Origin of the sequence: Paenirhodobacter sp., assembly GCF_047600745.1 — a bacterium.
GTDB lineage: Bacteria > Pseudomonadota > Alphaproteobacteria > Rhodobacterales > Rhodobacteraceae > Rhodobacter.
Window position 1 is genome coordinate 187,891 of record NZ_JASGKI010000002.1, and the last position, 25,113, is coordinate 213,003.

Genomic DNA, 25,113 nt, shown 5'->3' on the forward strand with positions numbered 1-25,113 from the left:
CTTAAGCGCGGCCATGGCTCACACGGGAGCGGCGGGCCAGCGAGTCGACGATCACGGCGATAGCGAGAACCGCCCCGGTGATCATATAGCGCAGCGACGACGACAGGTTGAGCAGCGTCAGCCCGTTCGAGATCGCCTGAATGACGATGATGCCCAGAAGCGCGGCCCAGGCGCTGCCGCGCCCGCCGAAGAGGCTCGTGCCGCCGATCACCGCCGCCGCGATGGCGTTCAGGTTGACGTCGCCCGTCCCGGCCTGCTGGCTCGATGACGCCAGCCGCGAGGCCGAGAGCACGCCGCCGAGCGCCGCGAGGGTCGAACACAGCACGAAGGCCGACAGATAGATCCGCCGCACATTGATGCCCGAACGCCGCGCCGCCTCGCGGTTGCCGCCGACGGCGAACATCGAGCGGCCCCATTTCGTGCGGGTCAGCGCGTAGTTCATCACCACCACCATCAGCACGAACAGCCCGAACATCCACGGCACGCCCCGGCCAAGGCACAGATACCACACCGCGAACAACAGGCCGATGGTCAGCGCGCCCGCCTTGAGTATCAGGTTCGCCATCGGCTGCGCGCTCAGATCCGCGGCCAGACGGCGGCGCCGCGCCGACAGCCCGTTGAGCAGGATCGCCGCCCCCGGCAACAGCGCCGCCAGATAGGCGAACCAGTCCGGCATGATCTGCACCTGACCGAATTTCACGAAACCCGAGGCATAGGGCAGGTTGATCGAGCCGGTCGGCCCGAGGATGTAAAGCTGCATCCCCAGAAGCGCGAGCAGGCCCGAGAGCGAGGCGATGAAGCTCGGCATGCCGAGCCGGTTGAACAGCGTCGCATAGATCGCGCCGACCACGACCCCCGCAAGGATCGCCGCCCCGATCGCCAGCGGCACCGGCCAGCCGAGGTTCACCCACAGCACGCCGACCACCGCCGAGGCGAAGCCGCTCATCGAGCCCACCGACAGGTCGATCTCGCCCAGAAGCAGCACGCAGACGATGCCGAGCGAAATCATCCCCACCGTCGCACAGTCGAACAGCATGTTCACAAGGTTGTTCGGCGCCAGAAACACCGGATTGAGCGAGGAGAACACCACCGAAATCACGATCAGCCCGACGATCACCGGCAGCACGCCCAGATCCCCCGACCGGATCCGGTCAAAGAAGGCGCGCAGGCTGTCGGACAGGGTTTCGTCGTGGCGGACGCGCTCGTCGGCGCGGTCGAGTTTCTGGCTCATGCGGGCATCTCCCCCTGTTCGGCCGCCTTGCGGGCACGGCGGCGGGACACGGCGTTTTCGGTGGCGCCGGTGATCGCGGCGACAAGTTCATGGTTGCTGGCCTCGGGCGTAAAGACGCCGTTGTTGCGGCCCAGACGCAGCACGACGATGCGGTCGGCCACGGCGCGCACATCCTCCATGTTGTGGCTGATGATGATGACGCCCAGCCCCCGGTCGCGCACCCGCTCGATCAGGTTCAGCACCTCGGCCGTCTGCGCGACGCCGAGCGCGGCGGTGGGTTCGTCCAGCATGATGATCTTCGGGTTCAGCAGCAACGACCGCGCGATCGCCACCGTCTGCCGCTGACCGCCCGAAAGCGACGCGATCGGCTCGCGCACAGACGGGATCCGCGCCGCGAGTTCGCGCAGGAGCGTCCAGGCACGGACCTCCATCCCCACTTCATCGAGCCGCCAGGGCGCCATCTCATGGCCCAGGAACAGGTTCGCCACCACATCGAGGTTCTCGCACAGCGCCAGATCCTGAAACACCGTCGCGATGCCCATCTGCAACGCCGCGCCCGGATCGGGCAGCGTGACCTCGCGGCCGCAGAATTCGATGGTGCCGGAGGTCGGCTGATGCACCCCCGCCAGCACCTTGACCAGCGTGGACTTGCCCGCGCCGTTGTCGCCCACCAGCGCGACGACCTCGCCCGCGCGGACATCGAGTTCGATATCGGTCAGGGCGGAAACCGCGCCGAACTTCTTGGAGACGCCGCTGAGGCGCAAAAGGATTTCGCCCGGGACGGGCGTCGGGGTCTGGGTCATGGCGTCTGGTCCGTTGGGGCGCCCGGTTGCCCGAGCGCCGGTTGGGGTCAGTTCGTGATGCCGAGCGTCTTGCACCCGGCGGCATATTCGCCGGTGCAGACCTCATCGGGCGTCTGGATCCCCTTGTCGAAGATCTCGGCCTTGATGTTCTGCGCGGTGATCACGGCGGGGACGAACAGCTCGCTCGGGGTGTTGTAGAGCGTGGTCTTCGCCTCCGGCGTCTCGCCGTTCAGGAACTGCACCGCGATCTTGGCGGCGGCCTCGGCGACGACCTCCGAGGGTTTCGAGATGGTGTTGTACTGATCGCCCGAAATCACCAGTTGCAGCGCCGCGATGGTGGCATCGTTGCCGGTGACCGGCGGAACCGGATCGACCCCCGCCGCCTTGAACGCCGCGATGGCGCCGCCCGCCGTGCCGTCGTTCGAGGCGACGACGCCCTTGATCTCGTCGCCAAAGCGGGTGATCTGCCCGGCGGCCCATTGCTGCGCCTTCGGCGGCGCCCATTCCGGCGTGTCGTATTCGGCGAGCGTCTTGAAGCCCGAGCCCGCCAGCCCCTTGTGGATGCCGTCACGGATCAGCCCGGCCGCCGCATCGGTGGGCGAGCCGTTGATTTGCAGCACGCCCGCCCCTTCGGGAACGCCCGTGGCCTTCATATGCGCCACCAGCGATTCCGCGATCGACTGGCCGATGCCGGTATTGTCGAAGGACACATAGTAATCCGCCGGGGTGTCGGGGATCGGCCGGTCATAGGCGATGACCTTCGCCTCCTGCGACTGCGCGATGTTGACCAGCCCGCCCGCCGCCGCCGAATCGACCGGATCGAGCACGATCACCTTCGCGCCCTGCGCCAGAACCGAATTGAACTGCTGCTGTTGCAGCGCCACATCGCCGTTCGCGTTCTGATAGATCACGGTGCAATCGGGGCACAGCTTCGCCATCGCGGCCTTGAAGCCGGGGAAATCATGCTCTTCATAGCGCGTCGATGCCTGATCGGGCATCAGGAAGGCGACGGTCCCGCTCGGCGCGGCCCAGGCGGCGCTCCCCAGCAGACCGGCCATGACCGCCGCCAGGGCAACGGATCGCGTCTGTTTCATCATCTCTGTCTCTCCTCCACGTTCCTGCCGGGTGCATCCGCTCTCCCCCTGCGGGGCTCCTCTGCCTTGCACCATCGTTCGCGCCGCTCTGCACAACCGATGGTGCATGCTTGTTTCAAACCGGGCGTGGTGTCAAGGTGGCACGCAGGAGGACGACGTGCCCACAAAATCAGAACCGCCCCGGCAGACCACGATCTACGACATCGCGGGAGAGATCGGGGTTTCCGCCTCGACCGTCAGCGCCGTGCTGAACGGCAACTGGAAGACGCGCCGGATCAGCGCGACCACCGCCGAACGCATCCGCGCGGTGGCCGACCGGCAGGGCTTCGCGCTGAACCAGCAGGCCCGGGCGCTGCGGCGGCAAAGGTCGAACCTGATCGGCATGATCATGCCGAAATACGACAACCGCTATTTCAGTTCGATCGCCGAACAGTTCGAACAGCGCGCCCGGGTGCGCGGCCTGTTCCCGATCATCACCTGCACCTCACGCGATCCGGAGCTGGAGCTTCAGGCGGCGCGGACGCTGTTGTCCTACAAGGTCGATTGCGTGATCGCGACGGGGGCGACGAATCCGGACCTGATTTCGGACATCTGCCGCGCGGCGGGGGTGCGGACCTATAACCTCGACCTGCCCGGCGCGCGGGCGCCTTCGGTGATCTCGGACAATTACGGCGGGGCGCTGGCGCTGACGGGGCGGGTGCTGGCGGCCTGCGCGGCGCAGACGGGGCGGCCCGAGCCGCTGGCCTTCATCGGCGGGCGGGCGACGGACCACAACACGATGGAACGGCTGCGCGCCTTTCGCGATGCCCATGCGCAGGCCGGAATCGCCGCGCGCGAGGAGATGATCCTGACCACAGGCTATGCCGCCGAACGCGCCGAACAGGCGGTGACGCAGCTTGCCGCCGCGCTGCCGGACCTGCCCGCCGGGATCTTCGTCAATTCGACCAGCGCGCTCGAAGGGGTGATGCGCTGGCTGCGGACCCACCACCCCGGCATGCCGATCCCGCATATCGGCAGCTTCGACTGGGATCCCTTCGCCGCGCTGATCGACCCGCGCATCCTGATGGCGCGGCAGGATGTGGAAACGATGCTCGACCTGCTGTTCGACCTGATGGCCGACCGCCGCCGGGACTGTGCCCGGATCGAGGTTCCGGTCCGCCAGATCCCCTAGGCCCGGCCCACGACCAGCCGTGACGCGAAAGCTGACCGTGGCAATCGCCGCCCGTTGAACAGGTCGAGCAGCAGCATACCGGCTTCGGCAGCGGGATGCCGAAGGCGAACCGCCCCTTCATGGCAGCCGCGCAACACGATCAGCGCCGGGTGGGGCATGAGGTCGCCCCACGGCACAGGCGGGCGGTTCAGGCGCCGTAGGGCAGCCAGATCGTCTTGATCTGCGTGGCATGATCGAGCCACTCCCGCCCCGATGCCGCCCGGTCATCCGCCCAGTCGAGCGCCAGCCCGCCATTCGTCCAGACCTGCTTGAGGTTATCCGCCGACAGGGCCTCGACCGTCGCGGCGCCCTCGGCGGAGCCGTGATACCACAACCCGTCCACCGCATCATGCGCGGCCAGAACCCCGGCCAACCCATCGCGCTCGCCCGAGACCAGATTGATCACCCCGCCCGGCAGGTCCGACGTGTCGAAGATCTGATAGAGCGGCTGCATGATCAGCGCCTGCGCCGGGGACGGCACCGCCACCACCCGATTCCCCGTCGCAACCAGCGGCAGGATCAGCGACATCAGCGACAGCAGCGGCGCCTCGTCCGGGGCGACGACCCCGACCACGCCCAGCGGCTCGGGGATCGAAAGCGTCAGATGGCGCGGCTTCGTGGCATGGGTGCGCCCGTCGTCCTTGTCGGCCATGCCGGCGTAATAGAAGATCCGCTCCTGCGTCTTGCGCACCTGCTGCGCCGCATCCGCCGGGGTGACGCCCATCTGCACCAGCGTGGCGCTCAGCTCCGCCGCCCGCGCGGCCAGATTCTCGGCCATGAAAAACAGAACCTGCGCCCGGCCATGGGCATTGGCCGCCCATCCGCCTGCCTTCAGCGCCGCCTCGACCGCATTGCGGATGTCCTTGCGCCCGGACACGGGGGCAAGGCCAAGCGCCTCGCCCTTACGGCCGCGCAGGACATAGCTCGCCCCGCCATCGGGGCGGGTCTGCGCGCCGCCGATATAGTTCTTCATCGTGCGGTCGAGGATCCCGGGGGCGATCGCCTCGGTCCCGGTGCAGGCGGTCAGGTCGGCGGGCGCGATCTGCACCGCGCGGCGGCGCGGGGCCGTGGGGCACAGATAGGCCGCCATTCCCGCGCGCGCGCCCTCGCGGCCGAAACCGCTTTCCCGGACCCCGCCGAAGGGGGCGGCGGCGTCGAAGACATTGGTGGCGTTGATCCAGACCACCCCGGCCTTGATCCGCGCGGCAAGCTCCGTCGCCACATTGACGTTTTCCGACCAGACCGAGGCCGCGAGCCCATAGGCGGTGTTGTTGGCGAGGCTGACGGCTTCCTCCACCGTGCGGAAGGTGGTGGTCACCGCGATCGGGCCGAAGATCTCGACCTGCGACACGGTGGCGGCGGGTTCGGTGTCAGCGAAGAAGCCGGGGGCCACGAAATGCCCCCTGTCGGGCAGCGGGCAGGTGGATTGTTCGAGGCTGTATCCCTCGGCCCTCGCCCCGGCGAGCAGGCCCTCGATCCGCGCCTTCTGCCGCGCCGAGACGATCGCCCCCATGTCAGTCGATTTGTCGAGCGGATCGCCGAGCCGGATCTTCTGCATCCGGGTGCGCAGCCGGGCCAGGAAGTCTTCGGCGATCCCCTCCTGCAACAGCAGCCGCGATCCCGCGCAGCAGACCTCGCCCTGATTGAACCAGATGCCCTCGACCACACCCTCGACAGCGGCATCCAGATCGGCATCGGCGCAGACGACGAAGGGCGATTTGCCGCCAAGCTCCAGCGTCAGCCGCTTGCCCGAACCGGCGGTGGCGCGGCGGATCTCGCGGCCGACGGCGGTCGAGCCGGTGAAGGCAACCTTGGCCACATCCGGGTGGCGCACGATCAGCGCGCCGGTTTCGGCCCCGCCATGCACGATGTTGACGACGCCCTTGGGCAGGCCGACCTCGCACAGCAGTTCGGCAAAGGCCACGGCGGTCAGCGGTGTCAGGTCGGCAGGCTTCAGCACCACGGTATTGCCCGCGGCCAGCGCAGGCGCGATCTTCCACGCCAGCATCAGCAGCGGAAAGTTCCACGGGATCACCTGCCCGCAAACGCCGAGCGGCGCGTGGCCGGGGAATTCGCTCTCGACCGCCGAAGCCCAGCCGGCATGGTGGTAGAAGTGCCGCACCGCCAGCGGGAGGTCCGCGGTGCGGGTCTCGCGGATCGGCTTGCCGTTGTCGAGGCTCTCCAGCACGGCAAAGAACCGTTCGCGCTTCTGTAGCCCGCGCGCGATGGCGTAAAGGTATTGCGCGCGCTCGAACCCCGACAGCTTCGCCCAGCGGGGAAAGGCCGCGCGGGCGGCGGCGACGGCGGCATCGACCTCGGCCGGACCGGCGGCGGGGATCCGGGCCAGAACCTCCCCGGTCGCCGGGTTCTCGACCGCGATCGCGGCCGCCTCGGCGCCGGTGAAGGCGCCGCCGATGAAATGCCCGAGCCGGTGGTCATGCGCCGCCAGCCAGGCCCGTGCATCCCCCGCGCCCTCGGGCGCCGGGCCGTAATCCATGGTGTCCATGATGTCCTTGATGCTCATCTCTCGGGCCTCAGCTCAGGGCGTGGTGGGAGGCGGCGGAATAGCGGCCGGTGACATGGTGTTCGAGCTGCCGCTCGATATCCAGAAGCAGCGACGAGGCCCCGATGCGGAACAGGCCGGGCCGCAGCCAGTCGTTGCCCAGTTCCTCCTTCATCAGCGCGAGCCAGGCCATCGCATCCTTCGCGGTCCGCAGCCCCCCCGCCGGTTTGAACCCGATCCGGTATCCGGTGCGCGCACCATAATCGCGCAGCGCCCGCAGCATGGTCAGCGACACCGGCAGCGTGGCGTTCACCGGCTCCTTGCCGGTCGAGGTCTTGATGAAATCCGCCCCCGCCTGCATCGCCACCATCGAGGCGCGATAGACATTCGTCAGCGTGCCAAGCTCCCCCGTCGCCAGGATCGCCTTCATATGCGCGGCGCCGCAGGCCGTGCGCATCCGCGCGATTTCGTCGTAAAGCGCGGCCCAGTTGCCCAAAAGGACATGTTCGCGCGTGATCACAATGTCGATCTCGGCCGCGCCCGCATCGACGGCATAGGCGATCTCGGCCAGACGCTGCGGCAGCGGGCTCAGGCCCGAGGGAAAGCCGGTGGCCACCGAGGCGACCGGAATCCCCGAACCTTCGAGCGCGCGCACCGCATGCGGCACCATCGTCGGATAGACGCAGACCGCGCCGGTGGTCAGGCCGATATCCGCGACACCCATCGCCTCCAGCAGGTCGGGGCGCAGCGGCTGGCGCGCCTTGGCACATAACATGCGCACCTTGCCGGGGGTGTCGTCGCCCGCAAGAGTGGTCAGGTCGATGCACTGGATCGCGCGCAGGAGCCACGCCGCCTGATACTCCTTCTTGACCGAGCGGCTGGCCGCCACCACGGCGGTGCGCCGTTCCGCGGCGGAACGGTTGACCTGCACATCCTCGAACCAGTCGGGGGCAAGCGGGGTGCCGGGGTTGCGCGGCGTGCTGTCGGACATCTGGGCGGCCTTCATGCGGTTTGCGGAAGCGTGCGGCAGAAGGCGTCGAACGCCTCGGCCGTGGCATAGGATTTCTGGGTGCCCCGACCGGTGACCGAATGGGCGGCATAGCGCGCGGCGCAGCCGAGCGCGCCCTCCACATCCCCGGTCGCGGCGAGGAAATGCGCGAAGGATCCGATGAAGGCATCCCCCGCCCCGGTGGTATCGACGGGCGTCACCCGCACCGGCGCGATGGGCACCACGCGTTCGCGCGTCACCAGCCGCGCCCCGCGCCCGCCCAGGGTCACGATCACCGTGCCGATCCCGCGCGCGATCAGGCTCCGCGCGGCGGCCTCGATCTCGGCCTCGGTTCCAGTCGGCAGGCCCGAGAGCAGCGCGAGTTCGGTCTCGTTCGGGACGAGGAAGCTCAGGTCACGCAGGTCGTCCACCCGCAGGTCGGCGGTGGCGGGCGCCGGGTTCAGGATCGTGCGCACCCCCCATTCCGCCGCGCGCCGCACGGTATGGGCGACGGTCTCGGGCGGGATTTCCATCTGCATCAGGATCAGGTCCGCCGCGCGCAGCATTTCCGCGGCGGCATCGACATCGGCGGGCGACAGATCGGCATTCGCGCCCTTGACGATCAGGATCGAATTCTCGCCCGAGGGATCGACGAAGATCGGCGCCACCCCCGAGGACCGGCCCGCCACCTTCACCGCATGACGCGTGTCGATACCGTGATCGGCGAGGTTTTTCAGCGTGTTGTCGCCGAAGATGTCGGAACCTACCTTGGTCACCATGCCGACGGCGGAGCCGAGCTTTGCCGCCGCCACCGCCTGGTTCGCCCCCTTGCCGCCGAAGCCGATTTCAAATTCCGGCGCCTCGACGGTTTCGCCGGGGGCGGGCATCCGGGTGATATAGGTCACCAGATCGACCATGTTGGAGCCGACGACCGCGATCCGGCCGGGTTTGGAGGTCGTCATGGTTCAGCCTTTCCGCATGGCCTCGATCCGGGCGCGGGCCGGGGCGGCCTCGGCGCCCGAAAGCAGCCCGAGTGTGACGGGGAAACGCGCCGTGGCACCGGGCGCCAGCAGCCGCACATGGCCCTTGGCCTTCTCGGCGGTATAGCCTTCGGGCTCGCAGGTGGCGGGCAGGGCAAAGGCCGCGACCTGCGCATCGCCGTCGTTCAGGATCCAGCGCACGCAGAACGGCAGATCCTCCGGCCGCCAGCCGACGCAGAAGGCCGCCCCGTCCGGAAGCTCCATCAGCATCCGGGTCCGGCCTTCGTCATCCGTGCCGGGGGCGCGGATGTAGAACACCTGTTCGGGCGTATAAAGATCGGGCTCGGACAGAACCTCCATCCGCGCGGGATCCACGGCCAGCGCATCAAGCAGCGCAAGGAAATCCGCCGAGGGCGTGACATGGCCCGGCACGGTCCGGCGCACCTGCGTGCGGTCGGGCGTGAAGGGGGCAGGCTGCACGATCCGCGCCCCGGCGACGAAATCGAAATTCGCATGGAGCATGTACATCAGCTCCATCGGATGGGCCGAGCGGTTCTCGACCTGCATCTCGACCTCGATCAGCGCGGAATCCGGGCGCAGCCGGACGCGCGGGCGGGCAAGGTAATGCGGGCCGAAGCCCATCACATGCTCGCGGATTCCGGTGAGTTCGACATAATCGCCCGCCGCATCGGTGCCGAAGGTCAGCGCGGCGCTGTCCATCCGCGCGGTCGGCATTTCGCCATGGAGCGGGTGGGTGTCCGTGGGCCCGGGCGTGCCGTTGCGCAGCAGCCCCGCGTGATAGGCGAAGGCGCCATAGGTCTCGATGATCGAGGCCCCGGCGCGCGGCGCGTCGAAGGCATTGCCCATCGTCAGCCGCCGCCCGTCGAAGTCCGCGTCCCAGATCATCTGGCCAAGCCAGGGCAGCAGCACGACATGCCCGCGCGCATTGGCGATCCGCAGCGCCTCGACCCCGGTGGGATAGCGAAAGCCCGTCGCCGTGATCGCGCCCGCGCGCGCCAGCAGCGCCTCGCCCCGGTCGGGGAAGGCCGCGGGCGTCAGGGGGATATGGATGCCGGTCATCTGCGCGACCTCAGGTAGTTGATCGCGATGACAAGGACGAGGAAGCCGCCCCAGACCGCATCAATCAGGAAGTTCGACACCCGCATGATCTGCAACCCAGAAGACAGCAGCATCAGCGCCACCAGCGCGAGCAGCACCCCCGCCACCCGGCCCTTGCCGCCCGCCGGATTGGTCCCGCCCAGCACCGCGATCAGCACCGCCTGCAACAGGTAGGAGGCGCCGAAATCCGCCTTGGCCGAATTGGTCCGCCCCGATAGCAGCACCCCCGCCACCGCCGAGAGCACCCCGGTCAGCATGTAGCTGTAAAGGATCATCCGCCCGGAGCGGACGCCCGCAAACAGCGCCGCGCGCGCGTTCGTCCCGATCAGCATCAGGTTGATGCCCAGCGTCGTGCGCGCGAGCAGCACCGCCACGACCGCCGCCACCACGACCAGCACCCAGAGCGGCGTGGCGAGGCCGAGGATCTTTCCGGTGCCGATCCAGGCCCAGGCCTGCGGGAAGCCGACGATCGCCGGTCCGCCCGTGAGCACCAGCGCGAGCCCCGCGAACACCTGCCCGGTGCCGAGCGTCGCCAGGATCGGGATGATCCGCAGCCGCGCGATCAGCACCCCGTTCACCGCCCCCGCCGCCAGCCCGACAAGAAGCGCGATCAGCACCGCGGCGGCGGTGTGGAACACCATTCCAGCGCCGCCCGCCGCCGTTGCCTCCTGCACCACGGGCAGGCGGAAATAGACCCCGGCCACGATCGCCGACAGGTTCGCGATGCCCACCACCGAAAGGTCGATCCCCCCGGTCAGCATCGCGATCATCATCGCGATCGACAGGATGCCGAGTTCGGGCATGATGTAGGAGATCGACTCGAAATTGTAGTAGCGCAGGAACTTGTCCGGGTTCAGCGCCGTCATCACCGCGAAGATCAGCACGGTGATGACGATAAGCTGCGCCACGGCGGCATCCCGGCCAAGAAGGCGCTGGATCAGGGGGCGGGTTTCGGTCGGTGCGGTCATCTCTGCCTCCCTCACACCAGCTTCCGGCGGTCGCGCCAGGCGGTGATCGCCGTCGCGGCCACGATGATCAGGCCCACGACCACGCGCTGCCATGTGGTATCGACCTTCAGCAGGATCAGCGAGTTCTTCACCATCACCAGCATGAACACCCCGATCAGCGTGCCCAGAACCGAGCCCCGGCCGCCGAAGATCGACGCCCCGCCAAGGACCACCGCCGCGATCACGTCAAGCTCCATGCCCTGAAAATCGCGCGGGTTGGCCTGCCAGATCATTGAGGTGTGCAGGATCCCCGCGAAACCGGCCAGCAGCCCCGCCGTGCAATAGACGAACCAGATCGTGCGGCGGGTGTTGAAGCCCGCGCGCCGGGCGGCCTCGGCGTCGGTGCCATAGGCGTAGACCGAGCGGCCGATCATCGTATGGCGCAGCACCAGGTGCATGGCGATCCCGATCCCGAGATAGACCAGCACCATCGCCGTCAGCCCATAGGTCGCGCCGTTCGCCGCCTCTACGGTGACCAGATCGTGCTTGCCGAAGGCGATCAGCTCCTTCGGCATCTTGTTGATATTGACGATCGAACTGCCCAGCAGCCCGAGCAGCAGCCCCCGCACGATCGAGGCCGTGCCGAGCGTGACGATCAGCGGGATCATCCGGAAGCGCTCGATGATCAGGGCGTTGAACGCGCCCAGCCCGAGCCCGATCAGCGCCGCCGCGACGAAGGGCAGGAACACCCCGTCATATTGCAGCGCGACCATCGCCCGCACGACGATATAAAGCGCCGCCACCGCGAAGGCGGGAAAGGACACGTCGATCCCACCCGAGATCATCACCAGCAGCACGCCAAGCGCCATGATCCCGATCACGACATTGGACTTGGCAAGGCTGAACAGGTTGTCAAAGCCCCAGAAGGCCGGGTTGACCAGACCGATCAGCACCATCGCGACCAGCAGCACGCAGGCGATGGCGAATTCCGTGGATTGCAGGATCTTCTTCATCGTCGCGCCTCAGGTCAGCGTCTTCAGGGTGTCGTTGATCCGGTCCTCGGACATCTCGGCGCCGGCCAGTTCCGCCACGAACCGGCCGCGGTGCATGACATGGATCCGGTTGCAGTTGGTCACGAGTTCCGGCACGTCGTCCGAGATCATCAGCACCGCCAGCCCCTCGCGCACCGCCAGATCGCGGATGATGCCGTGGATCGTCGCCTTCGAGCCGACATCGACCCCCACCGTCGGCCCGTTCAGGATCAGCACCCGCGCCCCGGTCAGCAGCCAGCGGCCCAGCATCACCCGCTGCGCATTGCCGCCCGACAGGTTGCCCACCGGCGTTTCGGGCGAGGGCGCGGCGATCTGCATGGCCGCGAACATCTCGTCCGTGCGCGCCCGCACGGCGCCGCGGTCGAGGAACAGTCCGCGCCGCAGCCGGTCGAGGATCGACACCACCAGGTTGCGCTCGATCGACTGCGGCAGGAACAGCCCCTCGGTCAGGCGGTCCTCGGGGACATAGGCGATGCCGAGGGCGATCGCCTCCTGCACCGTGCGCGGATGCACCGGCTGGCCGTTCAGCAAGATCGTGCCGCGCAGCCCCGGTTCCATCCCGAACAGCGCGCGGGCAAGCTCCGTCCGCCCCGAACCGATCAGCCCCGAGATGCCGACGATCTCGCCCGGGCGCAGCGTCAGATCCACCCCATCGACCGCGCCGGGCACGCTCAGGCCCCGCACCTCCAGCACCGGCGGGCCGGTCAGGGGCTCCGGGCGATAGGGGTCGTCGGTCAGGTCGAGCCCGGTCATCGCATGGGTGATCGCCGCCTCGTCGAAATCCCGCATCGGCCCCTCGGCGACCTTGCGGCCATTGCGGAACACCGTCAGGCGCTCGGAAATCTCCAGCATTTCGCGCATTTTGTGGCTGACGAACAGCACGGCGATGCCCTGTGCCTGAAGGTCGCGCACGATGGCGAAAAGCGCGTCGACCTCGTGCCGGGTCAGCGCGGTGGTGGGTTCGTCCATGATGATCAGCCGCGCCTTCGCGAGGATCGCGCGGGCGATGGCAACAATCTGGCGCCCCGATGTCGCGAGGCTGCCGACTTCGGCGTCCGGGTCGATCGACACCCCGATCCGTGCCAGAACCTCGCGCGCCATGGCATGGGCGCGCGCCCAGTCCATCCGCTTGCGCCCCTCCAGCAGATAGGTGTTCAGCGCCAGGTTCTCGGCCACCGTCAGGGTCGGGAACAGCGAGAAATCCTGATAGATCACCTGGATGCCATGCCCGACCGCGCGGATCGGATCAAGCCGTCCGACCGGCTGGCCATCAATGCGGATCTCGCCCTCCTCGGGCGTATAGATGCCGGAGATGACCTTGATGATCGTGGATTTGCCCGAGCCGTTCTCGCCCGCGAGGCAATGGATCTCGCCGGGGCGGATCGCGAGGGACACGCCGTCGAGCGCCCGCACCCCACCGAAGCGCTTGCCGATATTGTTGAGTTCGATCAGATATTCCGACACGGCGCACCCAAGCTGATTGGGGGAATGAAGGGGCGGCCCGCCCCTTCGCGGCGGGGTTCGATCAGAAATCGTAATCCGCCATGTTGTCCTTGGTCACGCCGACCCAGCCCGCGCCATAGAGCAGATGCGGCTTCGCGGCATCGGGCGCCGTCAGGTTGGTATAGCCTTCGAGGCCCAGATTCAGGCCCGGCTTGATCTGGTCCTTCTTTCCTTCGAGCACGGCGACGGCGATCATGTTCATCGCATAGCCCGCGACGGCCGGATCCCAGAACTGGATATACTGGATGTCACCGTTCGCCAGATATTCCCCCGCGACCGAGGGCAGCCCCGTCCCGGCGAAGAAAACCTTGTCCTTCAGCCCGCCTTCGGAGATCAGCCGCCCGGCGCCGGCCGAGGTCGGCATCGGCCCGCCGAGGATCCCGGTGATGTCGGGATAGGCGGTCATCGCCTCCTTCAGCTTGGTATAGTCGATCGCGGCGTCATCGGCGGTTTCCAGACGGTCGCCGACGATGCTCATCTGCGGATAGTGCTCTTTCTGATAGGCAACGGCACCGTCGATCCATTCCATCTGGCTCTTCGAGGTCAGCGAGCCGACGGTGGCGACGTATTTGCCCTTTTCGCCCATCACCTTCGCCAGTTCCTTCATCATGTTGGCGCCATAGGCGATGTTGTCGAAGGCCTCGATGTCGAAATCGGTGTTCTGGATGTTCGACGCTTCATGCGTGATCACCACGATGCCGCGCTCGCGGGCCTTTTGCAGGACCGGCTCCAGCGCCTCGACCGAGAACGGCACGACGGCAATCGCATCCACGCCCTGCGCGATCAGGTTCTCGATCAGCTGCACCTGCGCGGCGGCATCGGCCTGGCTCGGCCCGACCATCCAGACATCGTGGCCGGTATCGCTCTTGAACTGCTCGACACCCGCGCGCATCCGGTCGAACCAGGCGATCCCGTCAACCTTGACCACGGTGGCGATGGTATATTTCTTGTCATCCTTGGTCGCGATCAGGTCCGAATTGACCTTCGAGACATCGACAACCTGCTCTGCAACCACAGGCGCAGCAAGAAGCGACAGCGTCAGCGCGGCCGACGTCAGCAGAATCTTCATCGAACTTCCTCCCCACATGTCACCGCCGCGCCATCCCCCGCGCCGCAATGCCGTTGCCCATATTGATCGGATTCGGTCAATATGATTGCATTCATTCAAAACCTTGTGCAGCCTGTCAATCTAAACTTTCCGGGCCAGGGAGGGCCCGGCGCGACCCTGCTCAATGGCGGATCGCGGCGCGGGCCCCGTTACGGCCTCTCCCGACAACCCTCCTCTCCAGATGCCTCAGCCGCACCCCTGCCCGCCCCCCGATAAAGGTCGAAACCCGCTTCAGCCGCTCGAAGCCCCCAACGCCCTCCGAACAGCCACCTCACCCACTGCCTTTGTTGCCCTGCAAAGCGCAGCCATGTTCACCCACTGACGGCTTCCATCCTCGCGCGCGTGTCCGGGCCGCTTCTGCCCCGTTGCGCCGGCCAGAAGCGGCCCCTGAGCCGATGCCGAGCAGGAGGCGGTCGCGCTGCTGATGGACATCTTGGAGACGATGAGCGGGGCGTCACAACCGACCACGGCTCAGGCCGCCGATGTGCTGAATGTCTCGCGGCCCTGCCTCCTCAAGCCGCTGGGGCGCATCCCGCATCGCAAGGTCGGCAAGCTCCGCCCCACCTGCCTTCTCATCGCAAGATGGCAACGGTGTGCTGGCACCAATTTCATTGCCCCCTGATCATTCTCTATGCCCTGAGGGGTCCAATTTACTGACCGTCGCCAGCCATGCTCGATCAGTTCGTCAGCGAGGCGCAGGAACAGGAACAGGAACAGGAACAGGAACAGGAACAGGAACAGGAACAGGAACAGGAACAGGAACAGGAACAGGAACAGGAACAGGAACAGGGTTACGACCTGATGGACAAGCACCACGCACGATTGCTTGATCGAAGGCTATCGCCCCCTGATCCCGATGCCGACGACCGGCATGTGCTGGCCGCCGCCATCATCGGGCGCTGCGGCGTGATCGTGACCCAGAACCTCACTGACCTCCCCGCCAAAGCGCTGGCACCCTTCGGGGTCGAGGCCCGGCACCCGGACGAATTCCTGCTCACCACCCGCACCGCGCTTCCGTGCGCAGGGTGCCGGGTGAAAAATCCTCCCTACAGCGTCGAGGGTTATCTTCGCACCCTGAGGGCTGGTCGCCACCGCAGCCAAACTTCTGTGACACGGCCCGCCAAAGTTGACGAGATCGGCCAGCACCTGCAAATGCAGCGCTCCCCACGCCGCCGCCCGACGGTTCTGCCCCGAAATTGTCGTCATCCTGATAGCGCTGCGGGCCCACAGCACTGTGCATCTTGCCGAAATGTGTCAGGTCACTGTCGGTTGTGACCCGCCGTCTGGCCACCATCGACGACCAGGGCAGTCCCGACGGCGAAGCTCGCCGCGTCCGAGCACAGCCAGATCACGGCGGCCGCGATCTCCTCGGGCCGTCCCATCCGCCCGATGGGCTCCTCGGCGATCATCGGCGCCTCGCCCTGGGGCATGTTGTCGGTGATCCCCTTCATCATCGGGGTGCTGGTGATCCCGGGGCAGACCACGTTGACGCGGACATTGTGCTTGATGTGGTCAAGGGCCGCCGCCTTCGTCAGACCGACCACGCCGTGCTTGGACGCAACATAAGCGGGCTGGTTCGGGAACCCCATGATGCCCGCGCCGGACGCGATGTTGACGATCGCGCCGCCGCCCTGTTTGATCATCACGGCGAGTTCGTGCTTCAGGCACAGAAACACGCCGCGAAGGTTGGTATTGATGATGGCATCCCACTGCTCCTCCGTGCATTCCACGGTGGGCACGCCCATCTGGTCGATCCCGGCGTTGTTGCAGGCGTAGTCGAGCCGCCCGAACGTCTCTACGGTCCGGTCCAGCGCGGCCTTGACCTCCTCGCCCTTGCGGACGTTGCAGGCCACCACCAGTGCTCGGCCACCCTGCTCCTCGATCATGCGTGCCGTCTCCCGGGCCTTGTCTTCCGTGAGATCGGCCAGCACCACGCTCGCGCCCTCCTGCGCGAAGGCCAGTGCCGTCGCCTGACCGATGCCGCTTCCCGCACCGGTCACAAGCGCGACTTTTCCCTTGAATTTCCCTGCCTCGGACATTGCCTTCACCCTTCCTGATCAATCGCGCTGCTCATTCTTTACCACGCAGAACAGCCCCCGACTTCCCGCCAAAACCCGCATGAGCCTATGAAACTGGCTCACGAATGGCGGCGCCCCAAATTCACGGGTGACGGGACACATTCCAGCACGCTGACCGTTCGATGCGCAGCGAAGCCGTGCCGGTCTCCCTCCGGGATTGATGAATCTGCCTCATGGGCTCATGCGAATGTGGCCCCCTAAAACGACCATGGCATAAGGAGTATCCTTGTCGCGGCAGGCGAGGCCCATCCCACGCGGTGCCGGGAACAACCGAGGAAGTCATCCGATGAAGAAGGTCATCATTCTGGGCGCCAATGGCGGCACGGCCCGGGAAATCGTTCCGCGCCTGCTTGGGCAAGGCGATGTGGAACTGACACTGTTCGCACGTCATCCTCAACGTCTCCGTCATCTTGAGGGGCCGCATGCCCATGCCGTCGCGGGCGATGCGAGGAACCGGGATGACCTGAAACGGGCCATTCAGGGGCAGGATATCGTCATCAGCGCCATGGGCGGCATGGATCTGGGCGACAAAATCGAAGGTGTCGTCGCGGTGATGGAGGAACTTGGCGTGCGCCGGCTGATCGCCATCAGCGCCGGCGGCATCTATGACGAACTGCCCGAGCCCTTCAATTCATGGGACAAGGGGATGACAGGCTATACGCGGCCGACCAACCTGAAAACGGCCGAGGTGATGGAACGCTCTTCGCTGGACTATACGGTGCTGCGCCCGGTCTGGCTGACCAACAAGCCGGTCGAGGAGGTCGAACTGACCCGGAAGGGCGAGACCTTCAGGGGCACGGAAACCTCCCGCGCCAGTCTCGCGCGGTTCATCGCCGATCTGGTCAGAAATCCGAAGCTCCACATCAACGAGAACCTCGGGATTGCCCAACCCCATACCGACGGCCCCAGACCCGCAGCCTACCGCTGACGCGGCCCGGATTGTCCGGGTTTCCTCGCCCTTCTGATGTCAACTCAGGCAGGTCCGCGCGACATCTTGCCGGGACGCGCCTATCGCCCTCCAATCATATCGAGCGACACATCCCAAAGCCGGGCGGCGGCGGCCGGGTCGATGGCCCACCGGCACACGCCGCGATAGCCGCCCGCGGCGGCGTTCTCGACCACCTCGGCCTCGTTGCAATCCTCCAGATACCGCCCGCCGATGCCTTCGAACTCGGGCGCAACCGCCGCGACGAGCGTGGTGGCGGCGCCCTGCTGAGGCGTCTTGTTCCCGGGCTGCCGCATCCAGCCGGCACGCACCGAAGCGGGAACATGCCGTTGCAGGTTGGTCATGATGCTGCCCGGCATCAGCGCATTGGCGAAGATGCCTTCACCGGACCACCGCCGCGTCGCCTCGACGGCGAAGAGGACATTCGCCGTCTTGGACTGACCATAGGCGCCCCAGGGATCGTAGGGCCGGTGCCGATAGTGGATATCGTCGAAGACGACCGGAGAGGCATGGTGCACACAGGACGAAACAGAGACGATCCGCGCCCCACCCGCCTGCGCCAGCGCATCGCGCAGGCCCAGAGCCAGCGCGAAATGGCCAAGGTGATTGGTCGCGAACTGCATTTCCCAGCCCTCGGCGGTACGCTCCAGATCGGCGATGGCCATCACACCGGCATTGTTGATCAGCAGATGCAGCGGCCCGGTCCAGGACCGTGCGAAGGCGCGGACGGTATCGAGCCGCACGAGGTCGAGCAGCGCCACCCCCGGTTTGGGTCGGCCGGTCGTCCTGGCGATCTCGGTGGCGACACGCGCGCCTGCCTCGGTATCGCGAACGGCCATCGTCACCTCGGCCCCGGCCCGGGTCAGCGATCGCGCCGTCTCGATGCCGATGCCCGACGCGGCCCCGGTGACGACGGCGCGAATGCCCGTCAGATCCCGCCCCGCGACGACCTCATCCGCCGTGGTTCTGGCCCCAAACCGTGTCATGATCCTGCTCATGGTCAATCTTTCTGCGTTTGCGGTGGGCCCGGCCTCAGACCGGCGCGGTCTCGACCCTGTGGCGCAGCCAGACCATGCCGCCTTCGAGCACTTCGCAGGCGGTCAGCCGCAGCGCCTGCCCGGTGCCGGGACGCTCGCCCTCCGGCCCGCGATAGTCCACGATGCTGTCCGATCCGGCCATGCCATCGACAGCCGGAGAGATCAGCGTGCTGAACTCGTCGATCAGCCGGTGGCGCAGGAAGGCGCCGTTGATCGTTCCGCCGCCTTCGAGGAGGATCTTCTTCACACCGAAGACGGAGGCGAGCTGTTCCATCGCCCGGGGAAGGTCGTGCCCGTCCGGCCCGGCGAAAAGGTAGGACACGCCATCCGCGCGCAGTTCGGCCAGATAAGCGTCGGAAACCTGCTCGCCCAGAACGGCGACGGCATGATCCTCGCCAATGCTGTCCCGCCCATAGTGGACGCGCCCCGAAGGGTCGATGGCGATGGCCAGCTTGCGGCCGCCCCGATTGCCGAGATGCGGCGTGCGCGGCAGCACCGGGGCATCGGCGATACTGCGCGCGCGGCCTTTGGCGATCTCGGCCATGGTCTTGCGGCCGACGATCCAGCCCTCGGCCCCGAAGCGCTCGGCGATTGTCTCATAGTGGCCATCCAGAATGTCGGCCGAAACGCCCTTGGCGGCGCGGGTGAAGCGGCTGGGGTGCAGACGCCCGTCGATGGAGGTGATCATGTGACAGATGATATGGGGACGCATGGCGGGGCCTTTCCGTGACGCGGCGCGGTCAATCGCGATGCCGCATTTCCTCTACGAATGTGACGAAGGCGGGTGAGGACAGCCGGCGGCTCGGGTAATAGAGGTGGTAGCCGTCCCAATAGGGCGACCATCCTTCCAGCACGCGCCGCAGGCGCCCCTGCGCGATATGGGGAAGCGCGATTTCCTCGGGCACATAGCCCAGCCCCTGACCCGCGAGCGCCGCGTCGAGAACATGGAAGATGTTGTTGAAGACGAGCTGACCATCGACATGGACCTTGATCTCGCGCCCATCCCCGCCATCAAACTCCCAGACATAGAGCCCGCCGGAGGAGGGAAAACGATAGTTGATGCACTTGTGCTGCATCAGGTCCTGCGGCTTTTCGGGGACCTCGCAGCCCTCGAAATAGGAGGGCGAACCGACGACCCCGAAGCGAAAGTCCGGGCCGATCCGGACGGAGATCATGTCCTTGGCCAGTTGCTCGCCCATGCGCACGCCGGCATCATAGCGTTCGGTCACGATATCGGTCAGCCCGTTGTCGAGCAGCAGTTCCACCTTGATGTCGGGATATTTCGGCGCGAACTCCTGTAGTTTTGGCCACAGCACACTGGAAATCGCGAAATCCGAGGCGTTGATCCGGACTGTCCCCGCCGGTTTTTCCCGCAATTCGTTCAGCGCATCAACTTCGATCTCGATCTGGTCGAAATGCGGACCGATCCGTTCCAGCAGCCGCTCGCCGGCCTCGGTCGGTGCAACCGCGCGCGTGGTGCGGGTCAGCAGCCGGAGGCCAAGCCGCGTCTCAAGCTGACGGATCGTGTGGCTGAGCGCCGATTGCGAGATGCCGAAGCGGGTGGCCGCCTTGGTGAAGCTGCCCTCCCGCGCGACGGCCAGAAAGGCGAGCAGGTCGTTGAAATTCTGGCGCGACACTCATGAACTCCCCGCATGCCGAGAGGCGGATTATAGTGATTCCGGAGGGAAATCCTATCACTCCGCCCGCTCTACCCGGACCGTGACCTCGCCGGGACGATCGAAGATGGTGACGTCGCCGGTCACCTGGCCCAGCACGACGATGCCGGGCCGGGGCACGCGGCCACCCTTGTAGTAGATCACGAAATCGCGCGAACTCCACAGCCCCAGCGTGCCCGTGGAGAAATCCTGTTGCCGGGGCAGGTCCGGCAAGGCAGAGGGCAGATAGCCGGTCTTTTCCTGCCGCATGTGGTCGCGCATTTCGATGGTCAGCGGCAGCATTCCGGCCAGAGCCCGGGCGGCGGCATTGTCGGCCAATATGGCCGTGACCTCGCCCCAGTCCGATGAAATGCGAATGCGGTCCTGTGCCATGGCTGGTCCTCCTGATACAAGGGCGAGGATGGCGGCACCCAGGATGGATTTCTTCATGCGACGATCCTCCGACATGAAGGCGGGCCTGCATGAACAAGCCCGCCGTATCGCTTAGGCAGCCAGATGTTCGCTGAAGAAGCTGGTCAGCTTGTCGAAGGGGATCTTGTCCATCTGGTCATAAAGGTCGACATGGCTGGCGCCCGGAATGATCAGCAACTCCTTCGGCTCGGCGGCGGCCTCAAAGGCGGTTTCGCTGAAGTAGCGCGAATGCGCCTTCTCGCCGTGGATGAACAGGATCGGGCGCGGCGAGATTTCCGCGATATGGGTCAGGATCGGCAGGTTCATGAACGGCAGCGGCGTGGTCACCGTCCAGGCATTGCCGGAGTTGACCGCCCGCGCATGATAGCCGCGCGGCGTGCTGTAATAGTCGTGGTAATCGACCATGAACTGCGGAGCGTCTGCGGCAGGTGTCGGGTTATAGGCCGGCTGATAGGCGGGCGTGCCGTTCGCGGCATCTTCCCACCGCTGGCGGCTCAGCGCCTCCAGCGTGGCCGCGCGCTGTTCCGGGGTCACGCTGTCATTGTAGCCCTTCGACATGACGCGGGTCATGTCATACATCGTGCTGGCGACGACGGCCTTGACGCGCTTGTCCACGGCGACGGCGCTGAGCGCCATGCCGCCCCAGCCGCAGATGCCGATGACGCCGATCCGCTCCCGGTCCACGGTCGGGTGCAGGCCGATGAAGTCCACCCCCGCCATGAAATCCTCGGTGCTGATGTCGGGCGAGGCGACATTGCGCGGCTCGCCCCCGCTTTCGCCGGTATAGGACGGGTCAAAAGCCAGCGTGACGAAGCCGCGCTCCGCCATGGTCTGGGCATAGAGGCCGGAGGATTGTTCCTTCACCGCGCCGAACGGCCCGGCGACGACGATCGCGGGCAGGCTGCCGCTCCGCTCCTTCGGCAGGTAGAGATCGCCCGACAGCGTGATGCCGTAGCGGTTCCTGAACGTGACCTTCTCATGGTCAACCTTCTCGCTCTTCGGGAAAACCTTGTCCCAATTGTCCGACATGCTCTGAGCCTTTGCGCTGCTGGTGGTGAAGATCGCCCCGGCACCAAGGGCGGCAACGCCCGCGCCGGTCATCTTGAGAAGATCGCGGCGGGCGAAGGCCACACCGGATGCCTGTTGGGCCGCATCACCGGCCTTGTCCTGCTTCGTCATACCCGTCTCCTTCGTCCATGGCGTCAATATGGGGGGATCGGAGCAGCCGGATTAGCCCGCCTGTTTCGCATGTCGTCATGAATGAGATTCATGAGTGCGCCGCGCGAGATGGCCCCGGAGCGCAACCGGCAGGTGGTCGTGACAGCCCCGAAACTCATGAATCCTTCTCATGACGACATGCAATTTCCACCGCCTAGTCGTTGACCGGGGGTTCGGTTAGGTTCGGCGAACGGATCGGTCCGGCACCTGACAGGCGGCCCCAGCCTCCTGAGCAGACTTCCCCCCCAGGCACACACGCCACCTCCCCCCGCCGGAGGCCATCCATTCAGAATTCAGGACATGCCGTTGGCGCGCAGCGTCTGGCGGCCGCTTCAGCTTCGGAGAACAGACGATGCAGGCGCAAGCCACATTCGATACGGATACACATGACGACCGATCGGCGTCCTGGGGCGGCGTGCTCGCCATGTCGCTCGGAGCCTTCGTGCTGGTCGCATCGGAATTCATGCCGGTCAGCCTGCTGACCCCGATCGCCGCCGACCTTCACGTCACCGAAGGCCATGCCGGACAGGCGATTTCCGTCTCCGGCGCCTTCGCCCTTCTCACCAGCCTGTTCATCGCCTCGGTGGCGGGCAGGCTCGACCGCAAGCTCCTGCTCCTGCTGCTGACCGGCGTGACCGTCGTTTCGGGCATCATTGTATCGACCGCGCCGAACTATGCGATCTTCATGGTCGGCCGGGCGCTGATCGGCATCGCCATCGGCGGCTTCTGGTCGATGTCGGCCGCGACGGCGATGCGTCTGGTGCCGCCCGCCAAGGTGCCGCGCGCGCTGGCGATCTTCAATGGCGGCAATGCGCTGGCCACGGTCATCGCCGCTCCGCTCGGCAGCTTCCTCGGCTCGATCATCGGCTGGCGCGGCGCGTTCTTCTGCGTCGTCCCCGTGGCGATGGTCGTCTTCGCATGGCTGCTCTTCAGCCTGCCGTCGATGAAGGCCGAGACCAGGGTGGGCCCGGCGGATGTGGTCACGCTCCTCAAACGTCCCGTGGTCGCGCTCGGCATGGCGGGCGTCAGCCTCTTCTTCATGGGGCAGTTCGCGCTTTTCACCTATCTGCGCCCGTTCCTTGAAACGGTCACGCAGATCGAGGTCGCGACGCTTTCGCTCGTCCTTCTCATGATCGGCAGCGCTGGTTTCGTCGGCACCATCCTCATCGGCAACTTCATCAACGACCGGAGCATCTACCGGACCCTGACGGTGATCCCGCTGGTGATGGCGGCGGTCGCCGTCGCCCTGATCGCCTTCGGAAGCAGCTTTGCCGTGACGGCTCCGCTGCTGGTGCTGTGGGGGCTGCTGGCGACCTCGGCCCCCGTCGGCTGGTGGACCTGGCTGTCGCGCACCCTGCCGCGCGATGCGGAGGCTGGCGGCGGCCTGATGGTGGCGGTCGTGCAGCTTGCGATCACGATGGGCGCGGTCATCGGCGGCCTGCTGTTCGACGCGAGCGGCTACCGGAGCACCTTCACCGCCAGCGCCGTCATTCTTCTGCTCGCCACGGTCCTCGCGGCCCTGACATCGCGCCGCGACCGTCAGGCGATCTGATCGGCCCGCCCCGGACAGCGCAAATCCAGCCATGGGGTGCCGGACTGTCCGGCCCCCCTCCGCCAGAAAAGGACGAACACCATGAAGAAGCGCCGCGCATTCGCTGCACGCCCGCTTGCCAGTGCCCTCGCCTTCGTCGGCGGTTATCTGACGATGCCGGGCGGCACCCCGGCCTTCGCCCAGGGGGGCACCGTCACCTTTCCCGTGCTTGAGGAACTTGTCCATTACACCACGGTCCGGCGCGGCGTAACGCGCGAGCACATGCTCACCAACCAGAACGCGCTCGACGCCATTCAGGCGGGTGCGCCGGTTCCCACCGGAACCCATGTCGTGCTGGTCGATTACCAGAGCGACGTTCTGACCCGCTATCTGATCGCCGAAAAGACGGGGGACGGCCCGGACGACTGGGCCTATCAGTCGTTCAACACGGACCAGTCGCTCAGGACCGTCGATGAAAGCCCGGCGCGTTGCTACTCCTGCCACCAGACGCGCCAGGACCGGCAATATCTGTTCACCTACAACGATGCGCGCAGCTTCAAGCCCTGACGCCGGATCGCCATTCCATCATGAAGCCCGCCCTTGTCGAACGTCTCCTGCTGCCCGGCGCGATGGCGGTCTTCCTCCTGCTGTCGCTGGCCTACTGGTGGCTCGAAAACCTGCCGCACGAGATTTTCGGCACGGCGATGTTCGCGCTGCTGGCCTGGCACATCGCGGTGAACCGCCGCTGGTTCGGGAACCTCGTCCGCGGCCGCTATGATGGCCGCCGCACCGTCGTCGTCGCCCTTCATCTGCTGCTGATCGTCAACATGCTGATCCTGCTGGCCACCAGCATCGTGATCTCGAAATCGCTCTTCAGCGCCTTGCCGATCCCCGACAGCATCACCCTGCGGGAAGTCCACTGGTTCTCGGCCTATTGGGTGATGATGATCGTCGGCATCCATCTCGGCCTGCACTGGAGCCGGGTGATGGCCCTGAGCCGTTCCGCCCTCGGGCTTTCACCTCACAGCGCCGCCCGGAGGATGACACTCCGCGCCGCCACCCTCGCGATCACGGGTTTCGGGATCTGGAGCTGGTGCGTACTTGGGGTGTGGAACCACCTGACCTTCACCTACAGCCTTGATGTCTGGAACTTCAGGGCCTCGGTGACGCCATTCTTCGGTCACTGGGCCGGCGTGATGGCGCTTCCCGCCATCGCCAGCCATTACGGCATGAGCCGTTGGCGTGACCGCAGGAAAGGCAACGGCCCGGAAGCCCTCCGACCGCACCTGTGACGACGGGCCGAAGAGCGTGACGCGGGGAACCGGGATCGCTCGAATTCCCGATCCTGCCGACTGAGCGGCCTGCAAACTCATGAATTTGATTCATGATGGCATGCAACTTATCGCGGCGAGTCCGGATTTCCCGCATGCTTGACGGTGCGGCACCGTCCCCCGGTGGCGGACCTCGCAACCGCGACCGGGGTCGTCGCCATGGACATCGCCCGTTCCCGCATGTGCTCTCCCCATTCCGGAGACCCCGCGCCAGCCAATCCGGCGCCACCCGCGAACGGGGAATGGCAGGAGAGGCCGCCGATCCAGTCAGCGCGCATCGGGGCCAAGAAGCACGCCGAGGCGGCGAAGGCGGCAACCGATACCGCGCGCACGCAGCTTCGCGATGG

24 protein-coding genes are annotated in these 25,113 nt (G+C 66.6%); 7 read left to right on the plus strand and 17 right to left on the minus strand.

The window, feature by feature from the left end; translation table 11 throughout:
• Position 1 precedes the first annotated feature (1 nt).
• Genes QM789_RS05350 through QM789_RS05360 form a run of 3 tightly spaced genes read right to left on the minus strand, consistent with a single transcriptional unit; the run spans position 2 to position 3,128 of the window.
• Positions 2-1,231, minus strand: coding sequence for a sugar ABC transporter permease (locus tag QM789_RS05350; RefSeq protein WP_420350933.1), 1,230 nt, complete (start codon positions 1,229-1,231; stop codon positions 2-4).
• A complete protein-coding gene (locus QM789_RS05355) occupies positions 1,228-2,034 on the minus strand; it encodes an ATP-binding cassette domain-containing protein (RefSeq protein ID WP_420350934.1) in 807 nt (268 codons plus the stop codon). Before QM789_RS05355 ends, QM789_RS05350 begins: the two co-directional genes overlap by 4 nt.
• 47 nt (positions 2,035-2,081) lie before the next feature.
• The gene (locus QM789_RS05360) at positions 2,082-3,128 is read right to left on the minus strand and encodes a sugar ABC transporter substrate-binding protein (RefSeq protein ID WP_420351150.1); all 1,047 of its coding nucleotides are present in this window, start codon (positions 3,126-3,128) and stop codon (positions 2,082-2,084) included.
• Positions 3,129-3,285: 157 nt separating this feature from the next.
• Between QM789_RS05360 and QM789_RS05365 the strand changes: the two genes are divergently transcribed.
• A complete protein-coding gene (locus QM789_RS05365; RefSeq protein WP_420350935.1) occupies positions 3,286-4,299 on the plus strand; it encodes a LacI family DNA-binding transcriptional regulator in 1,014 nt (337 codons plus the stop codon).
• A gap of 187 nt (positions 4,300-4,486) precedes the next feature.
• Here QM789_RS05365 and QM789_RS05370 read toward each other — a convergent pair whose 3' ends face one another.
• The 8 genes from QM789_RS05370 to QM789_RS05405 all read right to left on the minus strand — a co-directional run bounded on the left by QM789_RS05370 (position 4,487) and on the right by QM789_RS05405 (position 14,499).
• Complete coding sequence (locus tag QM789_RS05370; protein WP_420350936.1) at positions 4,487-6,862, minus strand: aldehyde dehydrogenase family protein; 2,376 nt, start codon at positions 6,860-6,862, stop codon at positions 4,487-4,489.
• A gap of 10 nt (positions 6,863-6,872) precedes the next feature.
• Entirely contained in the window at positions 6,873-7,847 is a 975-nt protein-coding gene (gene deoC, locus QM789_RS05375; protein WP_420350937.1) for a deoxyribose-phosphate aldolase, read from the minus strand.
• Positions 7,844-8,791: a ribokinase gene (gene rbsK / locus QM789_RS05380; RefSeq protein WP_420350938.1), complete on the minus strand. Its 948-nt coding sequence runs from the start codon at positions 8,789-8,791 to the stop codon at positions 7,844-7,846. Before rbsK ends, deoC begins: the two co-directional genes overlap by 4 nt.
• A 3-nt stretch (positions 8,792-8,794) precedes the next feature.
• Positions 8,795-9,889, minus strand: a complete 1,095-nt coding sequence (locus QM789_RS05385) for an aldose 1-epimerase family protein (RefSeq protein WP_420350939.1) — start codon at positions 9,887-9,889, stop codon at positions 8,795-8,797.
• Positions 9,886-10,896: an ABC transporter permease gene (locus tag QM789_RS05390; protein WP_420350940.1), complete on the minus strand. Its 1,011-nt coding sequence runs from the start codon at positions 10,894-10,896 to the stop codon at positions 9,886-9,888. Before QM789_RS05390 ends, QM789_RS05385 begins: the two co-directional genes overlap by 4 nt.
• Positions 10,897-10,907: 11 nt before the next feature.
• Positions 10,908-11,888, minus strand: a complete 981-nt coding sequence (locus QM789_RS05395; protein WP_420350941.1) for an ABC transporter permease — start codon at positions 11,886-11,888, stop codon at positions 10,908-10,910.
• Between the two features lie 9 nt (positions 11,889-11,897).
• Entirely contained in the window at positions 11,898-13,391 is a 1,494-nt protein-coding gene (locus QM789_RS05400) for a sugar ABC transporter ATP-binding protein (RefSeq protein ID WP_420350942.1), read from the minus strand.
• 61 nt (positions 13,392-13,452) lie between these two features.
• On the minus strand, positions 13,453-14,499 hold the full coding sequence (locus QM789_RS05405; protein ID WP_420350943.1) for an autoinducer 2 ABC transporter substrate-binding protein: 1,047 nt from the start codon (positions 14,497-14,499) through the stop codon (positions 13,453-13,455).
• A gap of 463 nt (positions 14,500-14,962) precedes the next feature.
• Between QM789_RS05405 and QM789_RS05410 the strand changes: the two genes are divergently transcribed.
• Positions 14,963-15,160, plus strand: coding sequence for a hypothetical protein (locus QM789_RS05410; protein ID WP_420350944.1), 198 nt, complete (start codon positions 14,963-14,965; stop codon positions 15,158-15,160).
• 47 nt (positions 15,161-15,207) lie between these two features.
• A complete protein-coding gene (locus QM789_RS05415) occupies positions 15,208-15,813 on the plus strand; it encodes a hypothetical protein (RefSeq protein ID WP_420350945.1) in 606 nt (201 codons plus the stop codon).
• Here the strand turns inward: QM789_RS05415 and QM789_RS05420 are convergent.
• Positions 15,798-16,577: a glucose 1-dehydrogenase gene (locus tag QM789_RS05420; RefSeq protein ID WP_420350946.1), complete on the minus strand. Its 780-nt coding sequence runs from the start codon at positions 16,575-16,577 to the stop codon at positions 15,798-15,800. The genes QM789_RS05415 and QM789_RS05420 overlap by 16 nt on opposite strands.
• A 325-nt stretch (positions 16,578-16,902) precedes the next feature.
• Here QM789_RS05420 and QM789_RS05425 point away from each other — a divergent pair, with 325 nt between their 5' ends.
• Entirely contained in the window at positions 16,903-17,544 is a 642-nt protein-coding gene (locus tag QM789_RS05425) for an SDR family oxidoreductase (protein ID WP_420350947.1), read from the plus strand.
• A gap of 80 nt (positions 17,545-17,624) precedes the next feature.
• Here QM789_RS05425 and QM789_RS05430 read toward each other — a convergent pair whose 3' ends face one another.
• From QM789_RS05430 to QM789_RS05450, 5 genes are all read right to left on the minus strand, one after another.
• On the minus strand, positions 17,625-18,548 hold the full coding sequence (locus QM789_RS05430; RefSeq protein ID WP_420350948.1) for an SDR family NAD(P)-dependent oxidoreductase: 924 nt from the start codon (positions 18,546-18,548) through the stop codon (positions 17,625-17,627).
• Positions 18,549-18,594: 46 nt separating this feature from the next.
• A complete protein-coding gene (locus QM789_RS05435) occupies positions 18,595-19,311 on the minus strand; it encodes a RibD family protein (protein ID WP_420350949.1) in 717 nt (238 codons plus the stop codon).
• 28 nt (positions 19,312-19,339) lie between these two features.
• Positions 19,340-20,236 (minus strand): LysR family transcriptional regulator, encoded by an 897-nt coding sequence (locus QM789_RS05440; RefSeq protein ID WP_420350950.1) that lies wholly within the window; start codon positions 20,234-20,236, stop codon positions 19,340-19,342.
• A gap of 57 nt (positions 20,237-20,293) precedes the next feature.
• A complete protein-coding gene (locus tag QM789_RS05445) occupies positions 20,294-20,647 on the minus strand; it encodes a cyclophilin-like fold protein (RefSeq protein WP_420350951.1) in 354 nt (117 codons plus the stop codon).
• Between the two features lie 111 nt (positions 20,648-20,758).
• Positions 20,759-21,865, minus strand: coding sequence for an alpha/beta hydrolase (locus QM789_RS05450; RefSeq protein WP_420350952.1), 1,107 nt, complete (start codon positions 21,863-21,865; stop codon positions 20,759-20,761).
• Between the two features lie 391 nt (positions 21,866-22,256).
• Between QM789_RS05450 and QM789_RS05455 the strand changes: the two genes are divergently transcribed.
• The 3 genes from QM789_RS05455 to QM789_RS05465 all read left to right on the plus strand — a co-directional run bounded on the left by QM789_RS05455 (position 22,257) and on the right by QM789_RS05465 (position 24,727).
• The gene (locus QM789_RS05455) at positions 22,257-23,456 is read left to right on the plus strand and encodes an MFS transporter (RefSeq protein ID WP_420350953.1); all 1,200 of its coding nucleotides are present in this window, start codon (positions 22,257-22,259) and stop codon (positions 23,454-23,456) included.
• An 81-nt stretch (positions 23,457-23,537) separates the two neighbouring features.
• Complete coding sequence (locus QM789_RS05460; protein WP_420350954.1) at positions 23,538-24,002, plus strand: cytochrome P460 family protein; 465 nt, start codon at positions 23,538-23,540, stop codon at positions 24,000-24,002.
• Between the two features lie 20 nt (positions 24,003-24,022).
• Positions 24,023-24,727 carry a DUF4405 domain-containing protein gene (locus QM789_RS05465; RefSeq protein ID WP_420350955.1) on the plus strand — a complete coding sequence of 235 codons (705 nt, stop codon included), beginning with the start codon at positions 24,023-24,025 and terminating at the stop codon, positions 24,725-24,727.
• Positions 24,728-25,113 lie beyond the last annotated feature (386 nt).